Source organism: Pseudoalteromonas sp. Hal040 (assembly GCF_037162425.1).
Lineage (GTDB): Bacteria > Pseudomonadota > Gammaproteobacteria > Enterobacterales > Alteromonadaceae > Pseudoalteromonas > Pseudoalteromonas gelatinilytica.
On the sequence record NZ_JARLUU010000001.1, the window covers coordinates 212,456 to 234,705 of the forward strand.

The window sequence follows — 22,250 nt, forward strand, 5'->3', positions numbered from 1 at the left end:
ATATTTATATGAAATATTTTGTACTTGGTGCGATGCCTCCGCCTTTAGGTGGGGTTTCGATTTATTGTATGCGCCGTGCTGAAAGCCTTAAAAATGCAGGTCGGAATGTTACGGTTTATAATTCGACAAAAAAAATGTCTTTAATACTTCTTATATTACATGTTTTGTGGTTTCGAATCACAAATAAGGAGTTTGTAGTTGAAGTTAATATATCAAACCCAATTGCTCTGTTTTTTTTGACGATATCGGGTGTGGCTCGTTCATCCTTATTTTTAGATCATAACAGTAGCCGAAGATTAAAAAACGGAAAGATCTATAGTTTCTGCTTTAAACAATTTTGTCACTCTGCTCAATCAATTGCGGTTGTAAATCCAAACCTTATAAATAATTATGATTTTTTACCTAAAGTGAAACAATCAAAGATAAAGGTTCAGTCCCCCTTCCTTGCCCCTTCTGAATATGAGACTGCTGAGGCAAAGAAATGTTTTCCAAAACATTTAGAGTACTTAATAAAGGGCGATATAAGAAATATTGTTTTAGCATCAGCTTGGATGCCAGTTTCAACTGAAGCTGAAAATGATCTTTATGGTATTAAAGATACACTTAAGGTCTTCGAATCATGTTTAGTGTTATTCCCACAAATTACGTTTGTTTTGATGATAGGAAAATTTGATGATTCTATATTTTCTATGGAAATAAAAGAGCTTATCAATGAGTTAAAAGAATATTCAAACTTCGAATTTATCGAAGGTGGATTGTCACAACTACCGTTGCTACCAAGGACGTCAACACTCTTAAGATTAACTAAAACAGATGGTGATTCTTTAAGTGTTCGAGAGGTTTTACATTTTGGCGGTAATGTTATAGCAACCGATGTAACTGTAAGGCCGGACAAAGTTGAAACTGTAGCTGTTAATGATATCGAAGGTACATGTAAAAAGTTGATAATAAATTTAGAAAAGCTTAAGGAACTAGATTGAAACAAATTCTTCAAGACATGGCAAAAGGAGGCTCGGCCATTGTTGAAGCGCCAGCGCCTCAGGTAACAAAAAATCATGTTGTAATTAATACGACTAGAACTCTTATTTCTGCTGGTACGGAAAGAATGTTAGTTGACTTTGGGAAAGCCAACTTAATTGATAAAGCACGTTCTCAGCCAGATAAAGTTAAGATGGTGCTTGAGAAAGTCAAGACAGACGGCTTAATGACAACCGTTGATGCTGTAAAGTCCAAGTTGGCTCAACCCTTACCCCTAGGTTATTGTAATGTAGGTGTAGTTGAAAGTGTTGGAGTGGGGGCCGATAATTTTCAAGAGGGTGATCGTGTAGTATCAAACGGCCCTCATGCTGATGTGGTGCGAGTTTCTAAGAATTTGGTTGCGAAAATACCTGCAGAAGTTAGTGATGATGAAGCTTCATTTACGGTCGTTGCAAGTATTGGACTGCAAGGAATTCGTTTAGCAAATCCAACAATTGGGGAGTGTTTTGTTGTAACAGGTGTAGGCTTAATTGGTTTATTAACTGTGCAAATGTTAAAAGCTCATGGCTGCCGAGTTTTAGCAATAGATTATGACCAAGATAAACTAGATCTTGCTAAACAATTTGGGGCTGAAATATGCAATCCTGGTAAAGGTGAAGATCCCATTGCTGCAGGTATGGCTTTTAGCCGAGGTGTGGGTGTTGATGGTGTCATAATAACGGCCTCTACTAAGTCAAATGATCCTGTTACACACGCTGCTAGAATGAGCCGAAAACGTGGGCGTATAGTATTGGTTGGTGTGACTGGATTAGAACTAAGTCGTGCTGATTTTTATGAAAAAGAATTAACTTTTCAAGTGTCTTGCTCCTATGGGCCAGGTCGTTACGATTCTAATTACGAAGAGCAGGGAAATGATTATCCACTAGCATTTGTTCGCTGGACAGAGCAGCGTAACTTTGAAGCTATTTTAGATATGATGGCTAGTGGACAAATAAATGTTAATCCATTGATAACTCATCGCTTTAAGTTTGAGGACGCGAATGAAGCATATGAATTGTTAACCACAGACAAAAGTGCGTTTGGTATATTATTACAATTTGAATCAGAGCAACAATCTCGTCATGCAAAAACAGTAATTCTGAACTCTTCAAAAAGTTATGAACCAAGCGAGCCTGTAATTGGTTTTGTCGGGGCTGGTAATTATGCATCTCGAGTATTGATTCCTGCTTTCAAAGAATCTGGAGCGCAATTTCATAGTATCGCTACATCTGGTGGTATAAATGGAGTAATCCATGGCCAAAAGGTTGGTTTTTCTGAAGCAACAACTGACACTATGAACATGCTTAGTAATCCAAGCATAAATACAGTTGCTATCGTGACTCGCCATAATAGCCATGCTTACTTTGTTCAAGAAGCACTTAAAGCAGGTAAAAATGTTTTTGTTGAGAAACCATTAGCAATAACACATGAAGAGCTAAGTCAAGTCCAGGCTGCGTATGTGGAAGCTATAAAAGCTGAAAATGCACCTAAGTTAATGGTAGGTTTTAATCGCCGTTTTTCGCCACAAGTTCAAAAAATGAAGCAACTTTTAGAGCCTATTAAAAGCCCTAAATCTTTTATTATGACAATGAATGCTGGAAGTATACCTGCAGATCATTGGACACAAGATAATAATGTAGGTGGTGGACGTATCATTGGTGAAGCATGTCACTTTGTTGATTTAATGCGTTTCCTTGCAGGTAGTGAAATTGTATCAGTACAAGCCCGCAGGATGGGTGATAATGACTCAGTAGAAATTACAGAAGACAAAGCTGCGATTATACTAGGGTTTGCAGATGGTTCATTAGGAACTATAAATTATTACGCAAATGGAGCTGCAAGTTTTCCTAAAGAACGAATAGAAGCCTTCGCTGATGGTAAAGTATTGCAGTTAGACAACTTTGTAAAGTTAAAGGGTTTTGGTTGGAAAGGCTTTAAAAAGCTTAACTTGTGGAAACAAGATAAAGGTCAAAAAAATTGTTGTAAATTATTTTTAGAGTCTATTAAAAATGGCACTGCTGCGCCTATTGATGCTAGTGAAATTTTTGAAGTAGCTTCTATTTCAATAGATATAGCTAAGCAACTTCGTACACAATGAAAGCAATATTAGAACAGTATATTAAGATATTTCATACGCTTAAGTATCTTAAGTTGGAGCAGTTTTACTTTAGGGCTCTTTATAAATTTAAGAGACCTAAAGTAGCAGAGCTTGTAATCGCAGATTGTAATCAGTGGACCTGGAAAGGTCCTAGCCTTTTTAAACAGTCTATTTTCTCTAAGAATGAGGTTTTTTTCTTAATAAAAGTGGTGCTATCAATGAGAAAGCTGATTGGAATCACCCTAGCTATGAAAAACTGTGGTTATATAACCTGCATTATTTTGATGACCTCAGCTCTATTACTTCTCAAGAGCGGGAAAAAATACATTACGCATTTATAAATAAATGGATTGATGAAAATCCTCCTTGTGTTGGTAATGGATGGGAACCTTACCCTTTGTCATTGAGGCTAGTTAACTGGATTAAGTGGTTCAGTAAAAAAGATATTGTTGATAAAAAATACCTAAGTAGTATTGCGCAACAGGCTGCAGCCCTTACCCAACAACTTGAATATCATATTCTAGGCAATCATTTGTTTGCGAATGCTAAGGCATTAACATTTGTTGGGGCTTATCTTAAAGGTAAAGAAGGAGATGAATTATTATTATTAGGTTTAAAGCTTTTAGATAGGGAACTTAAGGAGCAGTTTTTATCAGATGGTGCTCATTTTGAGTTATCACCGATGTACCATGAAATTTTATTATGGGATCTACTCGAGCTTATTGACTTGGCAAAGGTGAGTCAAAATAGTTACCTACTGTTACGCTTAGAAAGCTGGATTAGCCTAGCTGAAAAAGCCTTAAAATGGTTAGCTTCAATGATTCACCCAGATGGAGAAATTAGCTTTTTTAATGATGCAGCAATCGGCATAGCTGCTGTGCCCAAAGATATTTTTAGCTACGCTAAAAAGCTAGGTATTCAACATTCGAGCAATGAAGAAGTGCTTGTAACTAACCAGCAAAGTGGTTATAGCCGTGTCCAATACGATGATTACACGCTAATTTTCGACCATGCTAATGTCGGACCTGATTACCTTCCAGGTCATGCGCATGCAGATAATTTAAGTTTTGAACTCTCAGTAGGGCTACAAAGAGTCTTTGTAAACTCTGGAACATCTCTATACGGTGTTAGTAATGAGCGCTTGAGGCAAAGGGAGACAGCGGCCCACAACACCCTTGTTGTTTGTGATTCTAGCTCATCTGAAGTTTGGTCAGGGTTTCGTGTAGCTCGTCGAGCTTATTCAACTTTAATAAAGGCTAGCTGTGATACGTCAGGTGTTGTGTTATCTGCACGGCATAATGGGTATGAGAGACTGCATCCAAAGGTGATCCACACGCGCACTATTCAAGCTTCTAACAAAACTTGTATAATTACTGATACGTTATCTAATAAGTCATGTGCAGAATTCAATTTACATATTCATCCAAATGTAGATGCCCATATTGTAAATGATAAAATGTTAGACCTTCATATTAAAACAGGCATCAAGTTGCGTTTAATAAGTTCAGAAAATTTAGAGTTGAAAACTAGCACTTGGCACCCTGAATTTGGAAAAACTGTTGATAACAAAAAAGTTATCATTCCTTTTACTGGTGATGAGCTGGTTACAAAAATAGAATTTATAAGGCAATAATGTTGAAAGTATTAGTTCTGTCGTTTTATTACGCTCCTGACTTATGTGCAGGCTCATTTAGAACAACAGCTTTGATAGAACAGCTTAAAAAGCATAATGATATAGAAATTGATGTAATTACTACCATGCCCAATCGTTATGCTAGTTTTGAAGCTGGGGCGCTAGAGCATGAAAAAAATAGTAATGTCACAATTCGCAGAGTGCATCTTCCCTCTCACAAAAGTGGCATGCTTGATCAGATAAAATCATTTTTGACTTATTTCAAGCGAGCAAAGCAACTTACTAACAGCAAGGAATACGATTTGGTATTTGCGACTAGTTCACGCTTATTTACAGCGTTTTTAGGAGCTCAAATTGCCAAAAGTAAAAGGTTGCCGCTTTACTTAGATATACGCGATATATTTGTAGATACTATTAAAGATGTATTAAACCCCAAGTTAGCATTCATTATTAAGCCATTACTTACCGTAATTGAGAAGTATACTTTCAGTAATGCTAAACATATTAATTTAGTATCTAAAGGCTTTAATGATTATTTCTCTTCACGTTACCCAAAGCCTAATTATTCTTTTTTTACAAATGGCATTGATAATGAATTCTTGAACTTTCCGAAAGAAACAGCCAATAGTGTAAATTCGAATAAAATTAAAACAGTTTTGTATGCAGGTAACATAGGTGAAGGCCAAGGCTTAAATACAATTATTCCTAAGCTTGCCCGGTTGGCTGGCAGTCAGTATCACTTCAAAGTCGTTGGTGATGGCGGTCGAAAGCCTATTTTAATGCAAAGCAGTCAAGGCGTAGAAAATATTTCTTTTCATCCTCCAGTATCAAGGGCGGAACTAATTGAAGAATATTTGCAGGCCGATATATTGTTTTTGCACTTAAATGATTATTCAGCCTTTGAAAAGGTACTCCCGTCTAAAATTTTTGAATATGCTGCAACAGGTAAACCGATTCTTGCTGGGGTGAGTGGCTTCGCGACGGAATTCCTTAATGAAGAAGTTGTTAATGCGAAAGTGTTTTATCCAAGCGATGAAAAAGCTGCTTTAAATGAATTGCTTGCTTTAGATGAAAAGCCAATTGATCGCGATTGCTTTATTAAAAAATATACTCGAAAAAATATTATGAATGAAATGGCTAGTTCTATCCTATCTTATCGGAGCGAACATGGATAACTTACTTATTACAGGTTATTCAGGCTTTGTTGGGAGTTATTTAACTAAGAAGCTTGAAGGGCATTACAATTTAAATTTAGTAGGTAGAAAAGACTCTAGTATCGGTAGAGTTTTTAAGCAAAACATAGATGCTGATAGTCAATATGCCGATGCGCTGCAAGGGGTAAGCTGTGTTATTCATATTGCCGCTAGAGTGCATGTTATGAATGAAAAAGCAGCTGAGCCCTTAGAAGAGTTCAGAGCTGTTAACACGCTAGGGACTATAAATTTAGCAAAACAAGCAGCAAAAGCTGGTGTTAATCGATTTATATTTATTAGTACTATTAAAGTCAATGGTGAGAGTACAACGAACAGTGCGGCATTCACTTATGAGGATGAGCCTTTACCTGAGGACCCGTATGGTATATCTAAAGCAGAGGCTGAGCAGCAACTGTTAGAGCTTGGCCATCAAACAGGCATGGAGATTGTTATCATTCGTCCTCCTCTTGTATATGGTGAGGGGGTAAAGGCTAACTTTGCTTCTTTAATGAAGTTAGTAGGTAAAGGTATTCCATTACCATTTAAGTTAATAAATAAAAATAAGCGAAGTTTAGTTTCTGTATATAACTTAGTGGATTTAATCCAAGTTTGTATAGGCCACCCAAGTGCTGCAAATCAGGTTTTTCTTGTCAGTGATGATAATGACTTATCAACTGCGGATATGATTGCGTTTATGGCTAAAGCACAAAATAAGAATAATTTTACCCTTCCAATACCTGTTTGGTGCTTTAGAATTGCAGGTCAGATAACTGGCAAGCAAGCTATGGTTGATAGGCTAGTCGGGTCATTGCAGCTAGATATTACTCATACTAAAAGCACATTGAATTGGGCTCCGCCATATACTGTTGAACATGGCTTTAAGCTTGCTATTAAATAATTTTGGAATTTTAAATGATCCGTTTACTCGATATCTTTTTTTCACTAATTGGCTTGATAATTACGTTACCTTTTTTAATCGCCCTATATTTTGTTGGTTTATTTGATACAGGCTCACCTCTTTTCAAACAAGAGAGGGTAGGGCGAAACAAGAAGCCGTTTACATTAGTTAAATTCAGAACAATGAAAGTTGATACTGCTTCTGTAGCTAGTCATTTAGCAAGTGCCTCTTCGATTACACCATTTGGCGGTTTTTTACGACGTACTAAATTAGATGAATTACCTCAACTTTGGAATGTTTTAAAGGGTGAAATGAGCTTAGTGGGACCAAGGCCTGGATTATTTAACCAGCATGAGCTGACAAAACAGAGGGATAAATATAACGTGTTTGCTGTTAGGCCTGGTATTACAGGGCTTGCTCAAGTTAATGACGTTGATATGTCCACGCCATTGAAATTGGCTAAATTAGACAAAAAGATGATTGATTCATTGACCATTAAAATTTACTTTAAATTGATTTTGATGACAGTTGCAGGAAAAGGCAGCGGAGATAGAGTCAAATAGCAGGTTACAATTGGTTACATAATTGAAACAAAAAACATAAAGATAAAAACTACCAAAAGTGTTTATTTTACTTAATTGTTTTAGTGTTACCTGTTGTAGTAAAATAGAGACAGGACTATTTTATTGCTCTTTCTGATAGGGATTCTCTTTTGTTTTTAGATACTCTTGTAAAATTACCCCGTACCCAAAAGCGAGTCATTTCTCTTTTAGTCGATACAGTTTTTATTTTTTCATCGTTCTGGATTGCCTTTATATTAAGGCTTGATAGTTTAGAAGAACTACGTGATGTGAATAACTGGTTGATATTATCAGCTATTTTACCGCTGAGTTTATTGTCGTTTGTGAAGCTAGGGTTGTACCGTGCAGTGCTTAGATATATTAACTCACAAGCATTATGGGCAATTTTAGCCGGAGTGATCTTATCAACAATCTATTTTATAGGTTTTTCATTTTTCTTTAATTTTCAAGTTCCTCGAACTGTACCCGTGATTTATTTTTGTATTTCACTATTGCTGGTTGGCGGTAGTCGCTTAATAGTAAGAGCAATCGTAGGTAAGTTGATTATGCGTCGAAAAGAAAATGTTGTTATCTATGGCGCAGGCTCTGCAGGTCGTCAATTGGCAACCGCCCTTGCTAATGGCCCTGAGTATGCGCCAGTTGCATTTATCGATGATGATATAAAAAAACAACACACTTTTGTTCAGGGGTTGAATGTTTTTTCGTCACAGAATATTGCTGATGTAGTCCGCTCTAAACATGTTTCTAAAATTTTACTAGCATTGCCTAGTGCGAGTCGCAACCGCCGCAAAGAGATACTAAATAATATTGAAAAATATAAGTTACAAGTGATGACGATTCCTGGAATGGCCGATTTGGTAGCAGGGAACACTTCATTAGAACAAATAAAAGAAGTCGGTGTTGAAGATCTTTTAGGGCGTGACCCAGTAGAGCCAAACACCGAATTAATGTCTGCTAATATTCGAAATAAGGTTGTTTTGGTTTCAGGTGCAGGTGGGTCTATTGGCTCTGAGCTTTGTCGTCAAATTGTTAAAAACTCACCAACGAAGCTAGTTTTATTTGAACTTTCTGAATATGGCTTATATGCAATTGAAAAAGAGCTGAAAGACTACGTTTTTCAAAACTCCTTAAATATCGAAATAGTGCCAATTCTTGGCTCTATTCAAAACTTTAAACTCATCTCAATGACACTTTCGTCATTTAAAGTGCAAACTATCTATCATGCTGCGGCTTACAAGCATGTGCCTTTAGTTGAGCATAATGTTATTGAAGGTGTTAAAAATAATATATTTGGTACCAGTAACATTGCCCGTGCTGCGATAGAAAATAACGTTGAAACCTTTGTACTTATTTCAACCGATAAAGCGGTTCGACCTACTAATGTCATGGGTACTACTAAGCGCATGGCTGAATTAGTGCTACAAGCATTATCTGATACGCAAAAAACTACGCGCTTTACTATGGTGCGTTTTGGTAATGTACTTGGTTCTTCAGGCTCTGTTGTACCGTTATTCAGGCAACAAATTAGGCAAGGTGGACCCATTACCTTAACTCATAAAGATATAACTCGTTATTTTATGACCATCCCAGAGGCAGCTCAGCTTGTCATTCAAGCGGGCGCTATGGGTAAAGGTGGTGATGTATTCGTTTTAGATATGGGCGAGCCGGTTAAAATTATAGATTTAGCGACTAAAATGGTTCACCTTTCTGGCTTAGAAGTGAAATCGAGCCAGCATCCTTCTGGCGATATCGAAATTCAATGCACAGGCTTAAGACCAGGTGAGAAGCTTTACGAGGAGTTATTAATTGGTGATAACGTTGTTGGTACTGATCATCAAAGAATCATGAGTGCCCATGAAGTTAAAATGCCATGGGATGAGCTTGAACAAATTTTATTTGAGCTTAAATCGTCATGTGATTTAAACGATCATCACTCTATTCGCAAGTTGTTGTTAGAAGCGCCAACAGCCTTCAATCCGACAGATGGTATTTGCGATTTAAATTGGCAAGAAAACTTGAAAAATAGTGCTAATGTGACTTTACTTAAAAACGTAAATTAACATTAAAATCAATCTATTTGGATGGTTATGAATATAACGATCGCGGGTACGGGTTACGTTGGCCTTTCAAACGCAATGTTGTTAGCGCAAAATAACCGTGTAATAGCCTTAGATATTTTAGAAGATAAAATAAGGCTGCTAAATGATAAAAAATCTCCTATTAGTGATCCTGAAATAGAAGACTTTTTAGAAAACAAGCAGCTTAATTTTAAAGCGACTACAGATAAAAAACTAGCATATGAAAATGCAGATTTTATAATTGTTGCAACACCCACTGATTATGACCCCACTACAAACTATTTTAATACCAAATCTGTAGAAGCTGTTATTGCTGATGTTTTAGTAATAAACCCCAATGCAGTAATAGTGATTAAATCTACAGTTCCGGTAGGTTTTACTGAAACCATAAAAAAAACATTTAAAACAAATAACATTATTTTCTCACCTGAGTTTTTACGAGAGGGCAAAGCTTTGTACGATAACTTGAATCCATCTCGCATTATTGTGGGTGAGCATTCAGATAGGGCAAAAACATTTGCTGAATTGTTAGTTCAAGGTGCCAATAAAAAAGAGATTGACGTTCTATATACCGGTTCAACAGAAGCTGAGGCAATTAAGCTTTTCTCAAATACATATCTGGCTATGCGAGTGGCTTATTTTAACGAACTTGACAGCTACGCAGAAAGTCGGGGACTTAATTCGAAGCAAATTATTGAGGGGGTTAGTTTAGACCCACGTATAGGTGGTCATTACAACAACCCTTCTTTTGGTTATGGTGGCTATTGCTTACCTAAAGATACCAAGCAATTATTGGCTAACTATCAAAACGTACCAAACAACATGATCCGCGCCATTGTAGACGCAAACTCTACTCGTAAAGATTTTATCGCAGAGTCGATCCTCGCAAGAAAGCCAAAGGTAGTGGGTATTCATCGTTTAATCATGAAGGCTGGTTCGGATAACTTTAGAGCATCCGCTATTCAAGGCATCATGAAGCGAATCAAAGCTAAGGGTGTTGAAGTGATAGTTTATGAACCTGAATTAGATGAAGCAACTTTTTTTAACTCCAAAGTGACCCATGATTTAGCTGAGTTAAAGTCATCTGCCGATGTAATCATTGCCAACAGAATGGTAACTGAGCTCGATGATGTTGCAGAAAAAGTATACACCAGAGACCTGTTTGGTAGTGACTAGTTCTCACTTGGGGTAATAACAATTTTGTAATAGACACGCCTGTATTCTCTGCGTATAATCGCTGGCTCATAAAAACCAATCCTTTTGGATTGGTTTTAAGGAAAATGAGTATTTTAGGTGTGGCTATGGAAAGTTGGTACTTACTTTTTTGTAAATCAAAACAAGAGCTAAGAGCTCAAGCTAACCTTCAAAACCAGGGTTTTGAAGTGTTCTTTCCCGAACATAAAATTGAGCGAATCGTAAAGGGTCGCCGATCAATTCGTACATCTCCTCTTTTTCCTAGTTATTTATTCATAAAGCTAGACTCTCAAAACTGTAACTTTTCTGCGGTAAAAAATACCCGTGGTGTAAGTGGCTTTGTTGCTTATGGTCATAGATTTCAAATTGTTCCTGAGCAGTTAATTGCACAGCTTAAATCTATGAGTGTTTTATGCGAGGTAACATCAACGTTACCTAAAGCAGGTGACGTTGTTTATCTAAACACAGAGTCATTTAAAAATGTTCAAGCAATTTACCAAGAGCCAGACGGCGACATGCGCAGCATTCTATTAGTTAACTTGTTGAATAAGCAAATCGCCGTAAGTGTAGAGAATAAAGAAATCAGTTTATAAGTCGTGATTCAGCACAGCAAAAACGTAGGAACGGCTTTAGCCGTGAACAGGAATAAAATATTCGGCGTTAAAACGCCTCCTACGGTGTAAGCATTAAGCTTTAACACGTAAAAAAACAATAATAAAATCAGTACGTAGGAACTGCAACCTAGGGGCGGAAGCGTGCCCGAAGGGCTTGAAAGCAAAGAATTTTGCTTTCAAGATATTACGAGAAGCGAGAAGCGAGAAGCGAGAAGCGAGAAGCGAGAAGCGAGAAGCCCGTAGGAACGGCTTTAGCCGTGAATGAGGAAGAATTTTCGACGTTAAAACGCCTCCTACATTATATTTACGGCGTAGGCGTCACGCTTGCTTGGCGCGTCTCAAACACGGCACTGTTGTTAATACTTCACGCGAAATAAATTTCACACCTACAAAATTGTATGCACAGTGATGGCCTAGACGCCCAACCCCGTATGAACGGCTTTAGCCGTGAATGGTTTAAATTGTTCGGCGTTAAAACACCTCCTACGAAGTAGGCTTTTATTTATAACGCGATACCACTTGCAAACACACACAAGCAACGATTTACAATCTTGAAGAACCTAGAACCTAGAACCTAGAACCTAGAACCTAGAACCTAGAACCTAGAACCTAGAACCTAGAACCTAGAACCTAGAACCTAGAACCTAGAACCTAGAACCTAGAACCTAGAACCTAGAACCTAGAACCTAGAACCTAGAACCTAGAACCTAGAACCTAGAACCTAGAACCTAGAACCTAGAACCTAGAACCTAGAACCTAGAACCTAGAACCTAGATGTATTCATTAACTATTTTGCAAAAACCTGTCACAAGTGAGCGTTTACTAAACACTCAGTCTTGCGAACCTTGTAATGCCATGCTTTAATTAGGCAGCGTAAAAATAAACAGTTGTGGTTTTATTTTAACTGGACGTTTTAAGAATAATTATTTGGGAAATAACAATGGCGCTAAGCTGTAAAACAATTGTAACGTCATTTGCGTTACTAGCAATGACTGGCTGTACAATCATCCCCGGTAGCCATTTTGAAGGAATCGAATCGGGCGAACAAATAGATAACCTTGAGAAGGAGCTCGATAAAGTAAATATCCAAATCATCGACTCTTCTCTAATTAACCAACAAAAGCAAAGTAAAACGAAACCAGCGTTACCATCAAGCCTAGATGGCATCGACACCTCTGATTACCAATACAAATTAGGTGTTGGCGATGTAATCACAATCGGCGTGTGGGATCACCCTGAATTAACAATTCCTGCTGCAGTACAACGTACCGCTGAGTTTGACGGTTTCCGCGTACAAGCCGACGGCACCATTACCTTTGCCTACGCTCCAGATATTCAAGCGGCCGGTAAAACAGTACAGCAAGTTCATAAAGAACTTGTTAAGCGTTTAAGTCGCGTAATCGAAGACCCTCAAGTAGATATTAAAATTGTTGGCTTTAGAAGCCAAAAAGCCTATGTAACTGGTGAAGTGAACAAACCAGGTGTGCTCCCTGTAACTGAAGTGCCTCTAACTTTAATTGACGCACTAAACCAAGCTGGCGGGTTAACAGATTCTGCTGATTGGCGCACTGTAACGTTTACCCGTGGCGATAAAACAGAAGTTATCAAACTTGATGATTTTTATGCCCATGGCGATATCTCACAAAACCGCCTGTTAAAACATGGTGATATTGTGCATGTTAATCGTAACGATATGCAAAAAGTGTTTGTGCTAGGTGATGTAAAGCGCGCCGGTACAGTGGGCGTTAATCGTTATGGTTTAAATTTAGCACAAGCGTTAAGCGATGCTGGTGGTTTAAACGAAAATACAGCTGACGCAAATGGTGTATTTGTATTACGTAAACGCAGCTTAGAAACTGATGGCATTATTGCTGATGTATATCAACTACATGCAAAGAATGTTGCAGCCTTAGTACTTGCAGAGCAGTTTGAGTTGCAACCGCACGATATTGTATACGTAACGTCAGCACCATTAGCACGTTGGAATCGTGTAATCAGCTTATTATTACCATCAGTTAGTTCAGTTAATGCAATTGATGATGTAACAGGGTCAAACTAGGGGTTAAGTTGTATGTTTGATTCTGTATTGGTTGTGTGTGCCGGCAACATTTGCCGAAGCCCAACCGCTGAATATGTATTGAAAAGTAAACTACTAGGTAAAAATGTAAGTGTGTCTTCTGCGGGCTTAACGGCCCTTGAAGGTAAGCACGCAGATGCACAAGCGCAGCAAATTGCAACGCAACATGGTATTGATATGAGCGAGCATCAGGGCAGGCAAATAACCTCAGCCCTTGTTGCACAGCACAGCGTTATTTTAGTGATGGAACAACGTCATATAAACGACTTATGTGCTCGCTACCCGCAAGCGCGTGGTAAAACATTTTTGCTAGGTAAATGGATTGGCGATAAAGAAATACCCGACCCATACCGTCAAAGCCAAGAGGCTTTTGAGCATGTTTACGCATTAATCGATAGCGCATGTAGCGCTTGGCAAAAGTATTTATAAGGAAAGGGTAGTAGATGAATGCTCAGCCCACTGCATTAGCAGCAAGTAAAAATCAAAATAGAAGTCAAGAAACGCAATCGCAAGAAATAGATCTACTCGCATTACTTGGTACTTTACTAGACCGTAAATTGTTTATCGTTTTAGTAACAACTGTATTTGCTATTATTGGCGTAGCGGTTGCGGTGCTAAGTACCCCTATTTATAAAGCAACAGCGTTAGTTCAGGTTGAGGAAAGTAGCCCGTCGGTACCTGGTCTTGATGATATGGCAGGAATGTTCGAAAGTAGTAGTGCCGCTGTAACCGAAATAGAACTGTTAAAGTCGCGTTCGGTGATTGGTGAAGCAGTTGATACCCTAAAACTTGATATAATTGCTGAACCTAAATTATTCCCTGTTATAGGTGGTAAGCTATATCGTAGTTTTGCTGCTGAGTCAGAGGGTGATATTGCCGAACCACTTCTAGGACTGAGTAGTTATGCATGGGGCGGCGAAAGTATTAATATTTTCAGATTTAACGTACCTAAAGGGTTTTTAGGTGAGTCATTTGAATTGGTAGTTGGAGAAGGTAAAACCTTTGAGCTATTTAATCCTGATGGTGAGTCTGTACTGAAAGGCTCCGTAGGTAAAGATGAAAGTGCAGGGTTTTATGAGTTAACCGTTCGCGATTTAAATGCCCGACCTGGGACAGTTTTTACATTAGCTAAGAAAAATCGCTATCGCACAATTGTTGAGCTGCAACAAGAGATTAGTGCCAGTGAGAAAGGTAAAGATTCAGGCATTATTGCAATGTCGTACGAACATAAAAGTGCAGCACACGCAGAAAAAGTACTTGATAAAGTGTCGCAAATTTATGTGCGCCGCAATGTAGAGCGTAATAGTGCCGAAGCGCAAAAGTCACTCGAGTTTTTAGAGGTTCAGCTACCAGAAGTTAAAAAGCAACTTGAATATGCTGAAGAGCGCTTTAACGATTATCAAATAAAACGTCAATCAATCAACATTAGTTTAGAAACTCAAGGTGTGCTTGAGCAAGTTGTTGAGCTTGAGACTAAATTACAAGAGTTAGAGCTAAAGCGCTTGGAGTTAAGTCGTAAATTTAAAGAAAGCCACCCAACTTACCAAGGTGTACTTGAGCAAATTGAAGCGGTAGAAAAGCAAAAGCAAAAACTAGTTGGCGAAGTTGGTAACTTACCAGAAACACAACAAGAGCTATTGCGTTTAAAACGTGATGTAGAAGTAAGTAACCAAATTTACACATTATTACTTGGTAAAACGCAAGAGCTAGATATTGTACGTGCCGGAACAGTAGGTAATGTACGTGTGGTAGATGCTGCAGCGGTAGATACCACAGAACCAGTAAAACCTAAAAAAGCAATTATTGCTGTCGTAGCAACATTGTTAGGCGGCTTTTTAGCTGTGGCGATAGTGCTGGTTCAAAAAGCAATGCACCGAGGCGTTGAAGACCCAACCGAGATCGAAAGTATTGGCTTACCTGTTTATGCATCGGTACCGTATTCTGACTTTCAAGATAAGCTAACCGGCTTTAACCGTGCCCGTAAAGTTAAAGATAAGCCTAAGTCGATACTTGCGGTAGATAACCCTGCTGATTTATCGATTGAAGCGCTACGCAGCCTGCGCACCAGCTTACACTTTGCGATGATGGAGGCTAAAAATAACATTATTGCTATATCTGGCCCAAGCCCAGGTGTAGGTAAATCGTTTATCTCGGTAAACCTGGCAACAGTACTGGCACAAAGTGGTAAGAAGGTACTGATTATTGATGCCGACATGCGTAAGGGTTACTTACAAACTCAGTTCGGTATGAAATGGGATGACGGTTTAAGTGACTTATTATCGGGCCGTTTAAACCTTGAACAAGTAACTAAAAAATCACAAGTTGAAGGATTAGATGTAATCACCCGTGGTCAAATACCGCCAAACCCATCTGAACTATTAATGCATAGCAACTTTAGTAAGATGGTTGATGAGGTAAGTGGCAAGTACGACATTATTATAGTTGATACACCACCTATTTTAGCGGTTACCGACCCAGCAATTGTGAGTGCTCATGCAGGTAGTACATTATTAGTAACGCGCTTTGGTCAAAACCATTTACGTGAAATTGAACTTACTCGAAACCGCTTTGAGCAAAACGGTATAGACGTAAAAGGTGTTGTATTTAATGGTGTAGTTCGTAAAGCAAGCAATGCATACGGTTACTATGGTTACTACAACTACGAATATAAATCTGATAAGTAATTAAAGACGTTCTAGGTTCTGCTTGACTTAATTGTCACCACGCAAGCGTGTTGAAGAACCTAGAACCTAGAACCTAGAACCTAGAACCTAGAACCTAGAACCTAGAACCTAGAACCTAGTGTTAAATAAAATTTAAATAATCTCGGTGATTGAAGCCCAAATTCTGAAATCAAAGCACCGATATCTGAAAACAGACATCTGATATCTTAAAACTGATATCTGAAACTTGATATCTAACCTCTGATATCTAACCTCTGATATCTAACCTCTGATATCTCTCTCGTCTAAACTCTGATATCTAACTTCTGACTTCTCCTACGGCTTCTTTCTTTCGAAACCTAGCATACTTTCATGGAGTAAAAATGGAAATCTCCCAAGCCCGCATGACTCACCTAAAGCAACTAGAAGCTGAATCTATTCATATTATTCGTGAAGTTGCTGCCGAATTTGATAACCCAGTAATGCTTTACTCTGTCGGCAAAGATTCTGCGGTAATGCTGCACTTAACAATGAAAGCGTTTTACCCTGCTAAACCACCGTTCCCTTTAATGCATGTTGATACAACATGGAAATTTAAAGAAATGATCGAGTTTCGCGACAAAATGGCCGAAAAGCTAGGTTTTGATCTATTGGTGCATATTAACCAAGAAGGTGTAGATGCAGGCGTAGGCCCATTTACTCACGGTAGTGCAAAGCATACCGACATTATGAAAACTCAGGGCTTAAAACAAGCATTAGACAAATACCAGTTTGATGCTGCGTTTGGTGGCGCACGTCGCGACGAAGAAAAATCACGCGCTAAAGAGCGTGTTTATTCATTCCGTGATAAAAACCACCGTTGGGACCCTAAAAACCAACGCCCTGAGTTATGGAATACCTTTAACGGCAAGGTAAACAAAGGCGAAAGTATTCGTGTATTCCCACTAAGTAACTGGACCGAGCTAGATATTTGGCAATACATCTACCTAGAAAACATCGATATTGTACCACTTTACCTTGCGGCAGAGCGTCCAGTAGTTGAGCGTGACGGTACATTAATTATGGTTGATGACGAACGTATGCCACTTGAAGAAGGCGAAGTACCAATGAAGAAAATGGTACGATTCAGAACTCTAGGCTGCTACCCATTAACAGGTGCGGTTGAATCTAACGCCACAACGTTACCAGAAATCATTCAAGAGATGCTACTAACCAAAACATCAGAGCGCCAAGGCCGTGTAATCGACCACGATTCATCAGGCTCAATGGAGAAAAAGAAAATGGAAGGCTATTTCTAAGCGAAAGCGACTGAAATCTGACTTCTGATAACTAACAACTTCCATTTTCAAAGGATTTATAATGACTGAACAAATTACCCCAAACCTTCTTGAAACAGATATCGAAGGTTACTTAAAACAACACGAAAACAAAGATCTACTGCGCTTTTTAACTTGTGGTAATGTTGATGACGGTAAATCAACATTAATTGGCCGTTTATTACATGACTCAAAATTAATTTTTGAAGATCACATGGCGGCTATCAAAAACGATTCAAAAAAATTCAATACCACAGACGAAGAGTTCGATTTAGCGTTACTGGTAGATGGCCTTCAGTCAGAGCGTGAGCAAGGTATTACCATTGATGTAGCTTATCGTTATTTTGCAACTGAAAAGCGTAAGTTTATTATTGCTGACTGCCCAGGGCACGAGCAATACACGCGTAATATGGCAACCGGTGCATCTAACTGCGACCTTGCTATTGTAATGATTGATGCCCGTAAAGGCGTACAGACCCAAACTAAACGCCATAGCTATATTGCATCACTACTTGGCCTTAAACACGTAATTGTCGCCATTAATAAAATGGACTTAGTTGATTATAGTCAAGACGTTTACCGCCAAATTAAAGCCGATTACAAAGCTTTTGCTGAGCAACTAGATATTCCTGATGTACGCTTTGTACCAATCTCGGCGCTTAAAGGCGATAACGTTGTTGATAAAGGCAACAACCTAGATTGGTACCCAGGTGCTACATTAATGCAATTACTTGATACAGTAACCATTAGTGACGATAAAAACCTAGATACCTTCCGCCTACCGGTACAGTATGTTAATCGCCCTAATTTAGATTTTCGTGGTTTCTGTGGCACCATTGCCAGTGGCATTATTAATGTAGGCGACCAAATTACAGCATTTCCATCAGGTAAAACATCATCGGTAGAGCGCATTGTTACTGCCGATGGCGATCTACCAGCAGCCTTTGCCGGTCAAGCAATAACACTTACTTTAAAAGACGAAATAGATATTTCACGCGGTGATGTCATTGTTAAGTCAAGCACCGATCAAAAGCAACTACCAACAGCGAGCTCAAACTTTGCAGCAACAATTGTTTGGATGGCGGATGCCGCAATGCAACCAGGTAAAGAGTACGAGCTAAAAATTGGTACTAAAAACACCTTTGGTAAAGTCAGCAATATCAACCACCGTATTGATGTAAACACCCTAGAGCAAATTGATGCCAGTGAATTACAACTAAACGAAATTGCTAATTGTACCATTGAAACATCAGCGCCAGTGGTGATTGACCAATATAAACAAGTGGTAGGCACAGGCTCGTTCATCATCATTGACCGCTTAACAAATGTCACAGTTGGCGCGGGTATGATCACAAATACAACGAGTGAGCCACAAAGCTCGAATTTTGAAACTCGTGTTTATACAGATGCTGAGAAGGCTTTGAATAAATATATTCGTGAGCATTTTCCTGAGTGGGGCTGTACAGAAATATGATGTTAAATAACCCTATAAATCATTTCAATGTGAATGAACTACGCCAAGTGAGCTTAAAAGCTTACATGTTAAGGAATTTACTACCAACTCACCTTCTGGAAAGTGGTAGGGAGCTAATTAAAGGCGAAGGGGTTTATTACTCTCGTGCATTTGATGAAACTAAATCAATTTTCATCCATATTCCAAAGGCCGCAGGTACATCAGTATCTAATGCTCTATATGGAGGAAGACAAGGTCATCATACCGCGATTGCTATGAAAAAGGCTAATCCAAGAAAGTTTAAAGAGTATTACAAGTTTTCAATTGTGAGAAACCCTTGGGATAGAATTGCATCCACCTATCATTACCTTCTTAAGTCACCACATCAAGAAGATCGAAAGTGGGCTGAGGCAAATATAGCGAAGTATGACTCATTTGAGAAATTTGTTATGCATTGGTTATCTACTGAGAGCGTATATACATGGAAGCACTTATTACCACAAACCTTTTTCCTAAATGATAAAAAAGAACGTCTTATTCCTGACGTTTTTAAATTAGAAAATTTAAATGAAAGCTTTGAAGTAATAAAAACTAAAGTTAATAGTAGCGCAACTTTGAAACACGACAATAAAGTTGCGCGAGTGCATTACAGTGAGCTTTATACTCCACAGATGATAAAGCATGTAAGAAGTGTTTATAGAAGTGATGTTGATGAGTTCCAATATGAGTTCTAGAAAATATAACCTTTTAATGTGTGATTCTATAGAGCGCTTTCGTTTTATGGAGAGGTTAGCATGCGGCTTAGGTAAAAGTAGTGCCTTAGTTGTGACAGGTGAACCTTTGGTCGCTTTAAAGTGCATTAGAAAAAATATTAAATTTCATTTCATTAGCTCTTGGGGGCGACATAAAAAAACTGAGAGTGTTCCACGGGAGTTTTATGACAGCATTGAGTTTCTTAATGGAGCTATCTCAAAAAAGCAATGTGATAAAGATGCCTTAAGTTCATTATTAACTTTCAGATATTTATTTAAAAAGTACAGCATAAGTTGTGCCGTCATTTGGAACGGTCAACAATTACTTGCAAGGTCAATTGCATATGTTGCAAAAGAGAACGGGGTTAAAACTGTATTTTTAGAACTGTCTAATTTCAATAACAAGCTATTTGCAAACCATTTGGGAGTAAACGCAAATTCTTCAATTGCTAAAAATGTTGAGTCCTTAGATAAGCTAGAGGATGTGAGTGAACAATTGCATTTAAAGTGGGTTGAGCAGTATCAAATAGACAAAGAAAGGCCACTTCCTCAAGCTAGAATAAATAGAAAGAATCAAATCGAAAGTATATTAAATCGAACTTTTAAATTTCTATTAAAAGGCAATGGATTAAGAACATTTTCAATTAAAGAACTATTAAATAAAAGCCAGAAAGTTAGCGACTATTTTTTATTTGACGATGCGCACTTGGAAAAACCTTTCGCTTTTTTACCACTACAAGTAAGTAGTGATACACAATTAAAGCTGCACTCTGATTTCGATAATTGTCAGGCAATTGAGGAAGCAGTAAAGGTTGCTAAAGCGAAAAATCTAGAGCTTTTAGTAAAGTTGCATCCTGCTGAGCAAGACCAATCAGAAATAAAAAAAATAATTGAGCTGAGAGAGAAGTTCAATTTTAAAGTTGTGAATGAAAATACGGTCCACTTAATTAAATCAGCTAGATTGGTAATAACAATTAATTCAACAGTTGGGCTTGAAGCCTTAATTCTATCAAAAGATCTGATTGTATTAGGCAGAGCACTTTACAGAGAGTTTAATCAGCCTTTGCTTCGAAAATATATACATGGCTACCTAGTTGATGGTGTTGATTTTTTTGACGGTTCGGTAATAACTAACGAAAAAGCTCAAGAGATTCTCTCCTATGCCAACAAATAACTTGAAAACACTAATATCCATATTGAAATTAGAATTATATGAAAACTACATGTGGAAAAGCCGTTTAATTATTTTTTTATTTAGAGTAAGTAATTATCTTGCTTATAAACCAAAGGTTACATGGCTTTTAAGTTTCCCCATTTTTGTTATTTACATATTCATTGTGGAGTGGGTTTTGGGTGTTGAAATCCCTATAAAAACACGTATTGGCAAGGGGTTCAAGATCTATCATGGTGTTGGTCTTGTAATTAATGGTTATACAATTATTGGCGATAATTTTACTGTAAGGCAATCAGTAACAATTGGAAATAAAGCCTTAGCAGATGGAGCAAATTCGGGTGCCCCAATAATTGGTAATAATGTTGAACTAGGCGCTTCTGTTTGCTTGATTGGCGAAATTAAAATTGGGGATAATGTAAAAGTCGGTGCAGGCACTGTAGTTACAAAAGATATTGATGCAAATAAAGTAGTTGTTGGTATGGGATTTAGAGAGATATAAAAAATGAAAGATGTGTTGTTTATTTTGCATACAGGTAAGGCGAATTACCCCGATATTGATGCTTACAGAAGTTATTTTAGCGAAAAGTATGATGTTTTAGATGGAACATTAGATGAGTATGAAAAGATAGACAATAAGTCAAGCGTTATACTGTGGTGTATCATGGGCTTTTTTCGCAACAAGCCTGAAGCTAAATTTATTATACATGATTATCGCTCATTGTCTGTTGGCCGTTTTCTAGTAATTAAAGATAAAATAAAAAAATTTTTAATTATAAGCCTGATTTAAGAATTTTCTTGAACGATACAGTAAGAGATGTGATGGGCTTTGCTGATCAAGTGCCTCATACTACTCTAGATATGGGCGTACCTGAGTGGATTTTTAATATTCAAGCGCGTACAGAAATTGTCGGTAAATACTGTTATATCGGTGCAATGAGCTATGAAAGGCAATTTGATAAAGTTATAGATTCATTTTTAAAAAATAAGGAAGAAGGTGATACTTTTGTACTGGTTGGACAGCCAGAGCAAAAACTGCTTGAGCAATACAAAAATGAGAAGTCATTAGTTTTTACTGGGAAAGTTAGCCAAAAGGAGGCTCTTGAAATCGTAAAGTCATGTGAGTTTGCTGTTTGCTACTTTCCATATCATCGACCTCACTGTTATCAAACGCCAACTAAGTTACTTGAGTATGCTGCACTAGGGGTAAATATCATTTGTAATGACTCACCTAGTAATACACGAGCTTTAAGCGAACTGGGTATTGAAGCTGTAGTAACAAAGAAAAATGTTTTCGATAATTTAGCTGATATAAAAACAACTAAATATACTTCTAAAGAAAAGATAATGCGTTTAGAGTGGTCTGAAGTTATAAAAAAAGCGAATCTACATGATTTTATCTGATTTCCTCCATACCCATAGAGTTGCATTGCTTTTTTTGACTGTGGCGGGGGGTATCTTTATTCCCCTTTGATTTTTTCTTTGTTCCTAATAACCTTGTCAGTCTCTTTT

The 22,250-nt window shown here is 37.9% G+C and carries 19 protein-coding genes; all 19 read left to right on the forward strand.

The genetic code is table 11. The features are described 5' to 3' along the window. The first annotated feature begins 8 nt into the window (after positions 1 to 8). The 19 genes from P4S60_RS00970 (at position 9) to P4S60_RS01060 (ending at position 22,142) form a co-directional block, all read left to right on the forward strand. Positions 9 to 980, forward strand: coding sequence for a hypothetical protein (locus P4S60_RS00970; RefSeq protein ID WP_337114712.1), 972 nt, complete (start codon positions 9 to 11; stop codon positions 978 to 980). Beyond that, entirely contained in the window at positions 977 to 3,115 is a 2,139-nt protein-coding gene (locus P4S60_RS00975; RefSeq protein ID WP_337114713.1) for a bi-domain-containing oxidoreductase, read from the forward strand. The genes P4S60_RS00970 and P4S60_RS00975 overlap by 4 nt, the downstream gene beginning before the upstream one ends. 397 nt (positions 3,116 to 3,512) lie before the next feature. Continuing rightward, positions 3,513 to 4,748, forward strand: a complete 1,236-nt coding sequence (locus P4S60_RS00980) for an alginate lyase family protein (protein WP_337114714.1) — start codon at positions 3,513 to 3,515, stop codon at positions 4,746 to 4,748. Beyond that, positions 4,748 to 5,923, forward strand: a complete 1,176-nt coding sequence (locus P4S60_RS00985) for a glycosyltransferase family 4 protein (RefSeq protein ID WP_337114715.1) — start codon at positions 4,748 to 4,750, stop codon at positions 5,921 to 5,923. Before P4S60_RS00980 ends, P4S60_RS00985 begins: the two co-directional genes overlap by 1 nt. Continuing rightward, on the forward strand, positions 5,916 to 6,839 hold the full coding sequence (locus P4S60_RS00990; protein ID WP_337114716.1) for a UDP-glucose 4-epimerase family protein: 924 nt from the start codon (positions 5,916 to 5,918) through the stop codon (positions 6,837 to 6,839). The genes P4S60_RS00985 and P4S60_RS00990 overlap by 8 nt, the downstream gene beginning before the upstream one ends. Before the next feature lie 14 nt (positions 6,840 to 6,853). After that, a complete protein-coding gene (locus tag P4S60_RS00995) occupies positions 6,854 to 7,402 on the forward strand; it encodes a sugar transferase (RefSeq protein WP_337114717.1) in 549 nt (182 codons plus the stop codon). Between the two features lie 149 nt (positions 7,403 to 7,551). Continuing rightward, entirely contained in the window at positions 7,552 to 9,480 is a 1,929-nt protein-coding gene (locus P4S60_RS01000) for a polysaccharide biosynthesis protein (RefSeq protein WP_337114718.1), read from the forward strand. A gap of 27 nt (positions 9,481 to 9,507) precedes the next feature. Next, on the forward strand, positions 9,508 to 10,674 hold the full coding sequence (locus P4S60_RS01005; protein ID WP_337114719.1) for a nucleotide sugar dehydrogenase: 1,167 nt from the start codon (positions 9,508 to 9,510) through the stop codon (positions 10,672 to 10,674). A gap of 125 nt (positions 10,675 to 10,799) precedes the next feature. After that, positions 10,800 to 11,285, forward strand: a complete 486-nt coding sequence (rfaH, locus tag P4S60_RS01010) for a transcription/translation regulatory transformer protein RfaH (protein ID WP_337114720.1) — start codon at positions 10,800 to 10,802, stop codon at positions 11,283 to 11,285. A gap of 961 nt (positions 11,286 to 12,246) precedes the next feature. Next, the gene (locus P4S60_RS01015) at positions 12,247 to 13,365 is read left to right on the forward strand and encodes a polysaccharide export protein (RefSeq protein WP_188729497.1); all 1,119 of its coding nucleotides are present in this window, start codon (positions 12,247 to 12,249) and stop codon (positions 13,363 to 13,365) included. Positions 13,366 to 13,377: 12 nt separating this feature from the next. Next, entirely contained in the window at positions 13,378 to 13,812 is a 435-nt protein-coding gene (locus P4S60_RS01020; protein ID WP_337114721.1) for a low molecular weight protein-tyrosine-phosphatase, read from the forward strand. Positions 13,813 to 13,826: 14 nt separating this feature from the next. Beyond that, a complete protein-coding gene (locus P4S60_RS01025) occupies positions 13,827 to 16,067 on the forward strand; it encodes a polysaccharide biosynthesis tyrosine autokinase (RefSeq protein ID WP_188729501.1) in 2,241 nt (746 codons plus the stop codon). A gap of 362 nt (positions 16,068 to 16,429) precedes the next feature. Next, positions 16,430 to 17,344, forward strand: coding sequence for a sulfate adenylyltransferase subunit CysD (cysD, locus tag P4S60_RS01030; RefSeq protein WP_058583902.1), 915 nt, complete (start codon positions 16,430 to 16,432; stop codon positions 17,342 to 17,344). 61 nt (positions 17,345 to 17,405) lie between these two features. After that, complete coding sequence (gene cysN, locus P4S60_RS01035; RefSeq protein ID WP_337114722.1) at positions 17,406 to 18,836, forward strand: sulfate adenylyltransferase subunit CysN; 1,431 nt, start codon at positions 17,406 to 17,408, stop codon at positions 18,834 to 18,836. Continuing rightward, the gene (locus P4S60_RS01040) at positions 18,833 to 19,549 is read left to right on the forward strand and encodes a sulfotransferase family 2 domain-containing protein (RefSeq protein ID WP_337114723.1); all 717 of its coding nucleotides are present in this window, start codon (positions 18,833 to 18,835) and stop codon (positions 19,547 to 19,549) included. The genes cysN and P4S60_RS01040 overlap by 4 nt, the downstream gene beginning before the upstream one ends. Further along, a complete protein-coding gene (locus P4S60_RS01045) occupies positions 19,539 to 20,741 on the forward strand; it encodes a capsular polysaccharide export protein, LipB/KpsS family (protein ID WP_337114724.1) in 1,203 nt (400 codons plus the stop codon). The genes P4S60_RS01040 and P4S60_RS01045 overlap by 11 nt, the downstream gene beginning before the upstream one ends. Before the next feature lie 49 nt (positions 20,742 to 20,790). Next, a complete protein-coding gene (locus P4S60_RS01050; protein ID WP_337114725.1) occupies positions 20,791 to 21,240 on the forward strand; it encodes a serine acetyltransferase in 450 nt (149 codons plus the stop codon). A gap of 3 nt (positions 21,241 to 21,243) precedes the next feature. Further along, the gene (locus P4S60_RS01055) at positions 21,244 to 21,528 is read left to right on the forward strand and encodes a hypothetical protein (RefSeq protein ID WP_337114726.1); all 285 of its coding nucleotides are present in this window, start codon (positions 21,244 to 21,246) and stop codon (positions 21,526 to 21,528) included. 8 nt (positions 21,529 to 21,536) lie between these two features. Further along, positions 21,537 to 22,142: a glycosyltransferase gene (locus P4S60_RS01060; protein ID WP_337114727.1), complete on the forward strand. Its 606-nt coding sequence runs from the start codon at positions 21,537 to 21,539 to the stop codon at positions 22,140 to 22,142. Positions 22,143 to 22,250: the final 108 nt, after the last annotated feature.

Bases quoted from the DNA above. Each gene is read 5' to 3' on its own strand.
- cysD (WP_058583902.1), top strand. From the start codon at position 16,430: ATGGAAATCTCCCAAGCCCGCATGACTCACCTAAAGCAACTAGAAGCT.
- P4S60_RS00985 (WP_337114715.1), top strand. From the start codon at position 4,748: ATGTTGAAAGTATTAGTTCTGTCGTTTTATTACGCTCCTGACTTATGT.
- P4S60_RS01005 (WP_337114719.1), top strand. From the start codon at position 9,508: ATGAATATAACGATCGCGGGTACGGGTTACGTTGGCCTTTCAAACGCA.
- cysN (WP_337114722.1), top strand. From the start codon at position 17,406: ATGACTGAACAAATTACCCCAAACCTTCTTGAAACAGATATCGAAGGT.
- P4S60_RS01040 (WP_337114723.1), top strand. From the start codon at position 18,833: ATGATGTTAAATAACCCTATAAATCATTTCAATGTGAATGAACTACGC.
- P4S60_RS01015 (WP_188729497.1), top strand. From the start codon at position 12,247: ATGGCGCTAAGCTGTAAAACAATTGTAACGTCATTTGCGTTACTAGCA.
- P4S60_RS00970 (WP_337114712.1), top strand. From the start codon at position 9: ATGAAATATTTTGTACTTGGTGCGATGCCTCCGCCTTTAGGTGGGGTT.
- P4S60_RS01045 (WP_337114724.1), top strand. From the start codon at position 19,539: ATGAGTTCTAGAAAATATAACCTTTTAATGTGTGATTCTATAGAGCGC.
- P4S60_RS00990 (WP_337114716.1), top strand. From the start codon at position 5,916: ATGGATAACTTACTTATTACAGGTTATTCAGGCTTTGTTGGGAGTTAT.
- rfaH (WP_337114720.1), top strand. From the start codon at position 10,800: ATGGAAAGTTGGTACTTACTTTTTTGTAAATCAAAACAAGAGCTAAGA.
- P4S60_RS01050 (WP_337114725.1), top strand. From the start codon at position 20,791: ATGTGGAAAAGCCGTTTAATTATTTTTTTATTTAGAGTAAGTAATTAT.
- P4S60_RS00995 (WP_337114717.1), top strand. From the start codon at position 6,854: ATGATCCGTTTACTCGATATCTTTTTTTCACTAATTGGCTTGATAATT.
- P4S60_RS01020 (WP_337114721.1), top strand. From the start codon at position 13,378: ATGTTTGATTCTGTATTGGTTGTGTGTGCCGGCAACATTTGCCGAAGC.
- P4S60_RS01025 (WP_188729501.1), top strand. From the start codon at position 13,827: ATGAATGCTCAGCCCACTGCATTAGCAGCAAGTAAAAATCAAAATAGA.
- P4S60_RS01055 (WP_337114726.1), top strand. From the start codon at position 21,244: ATGAAAGATGTGTTGTTTATTTTGCATACAGGTAAGGCGAATTACCCC.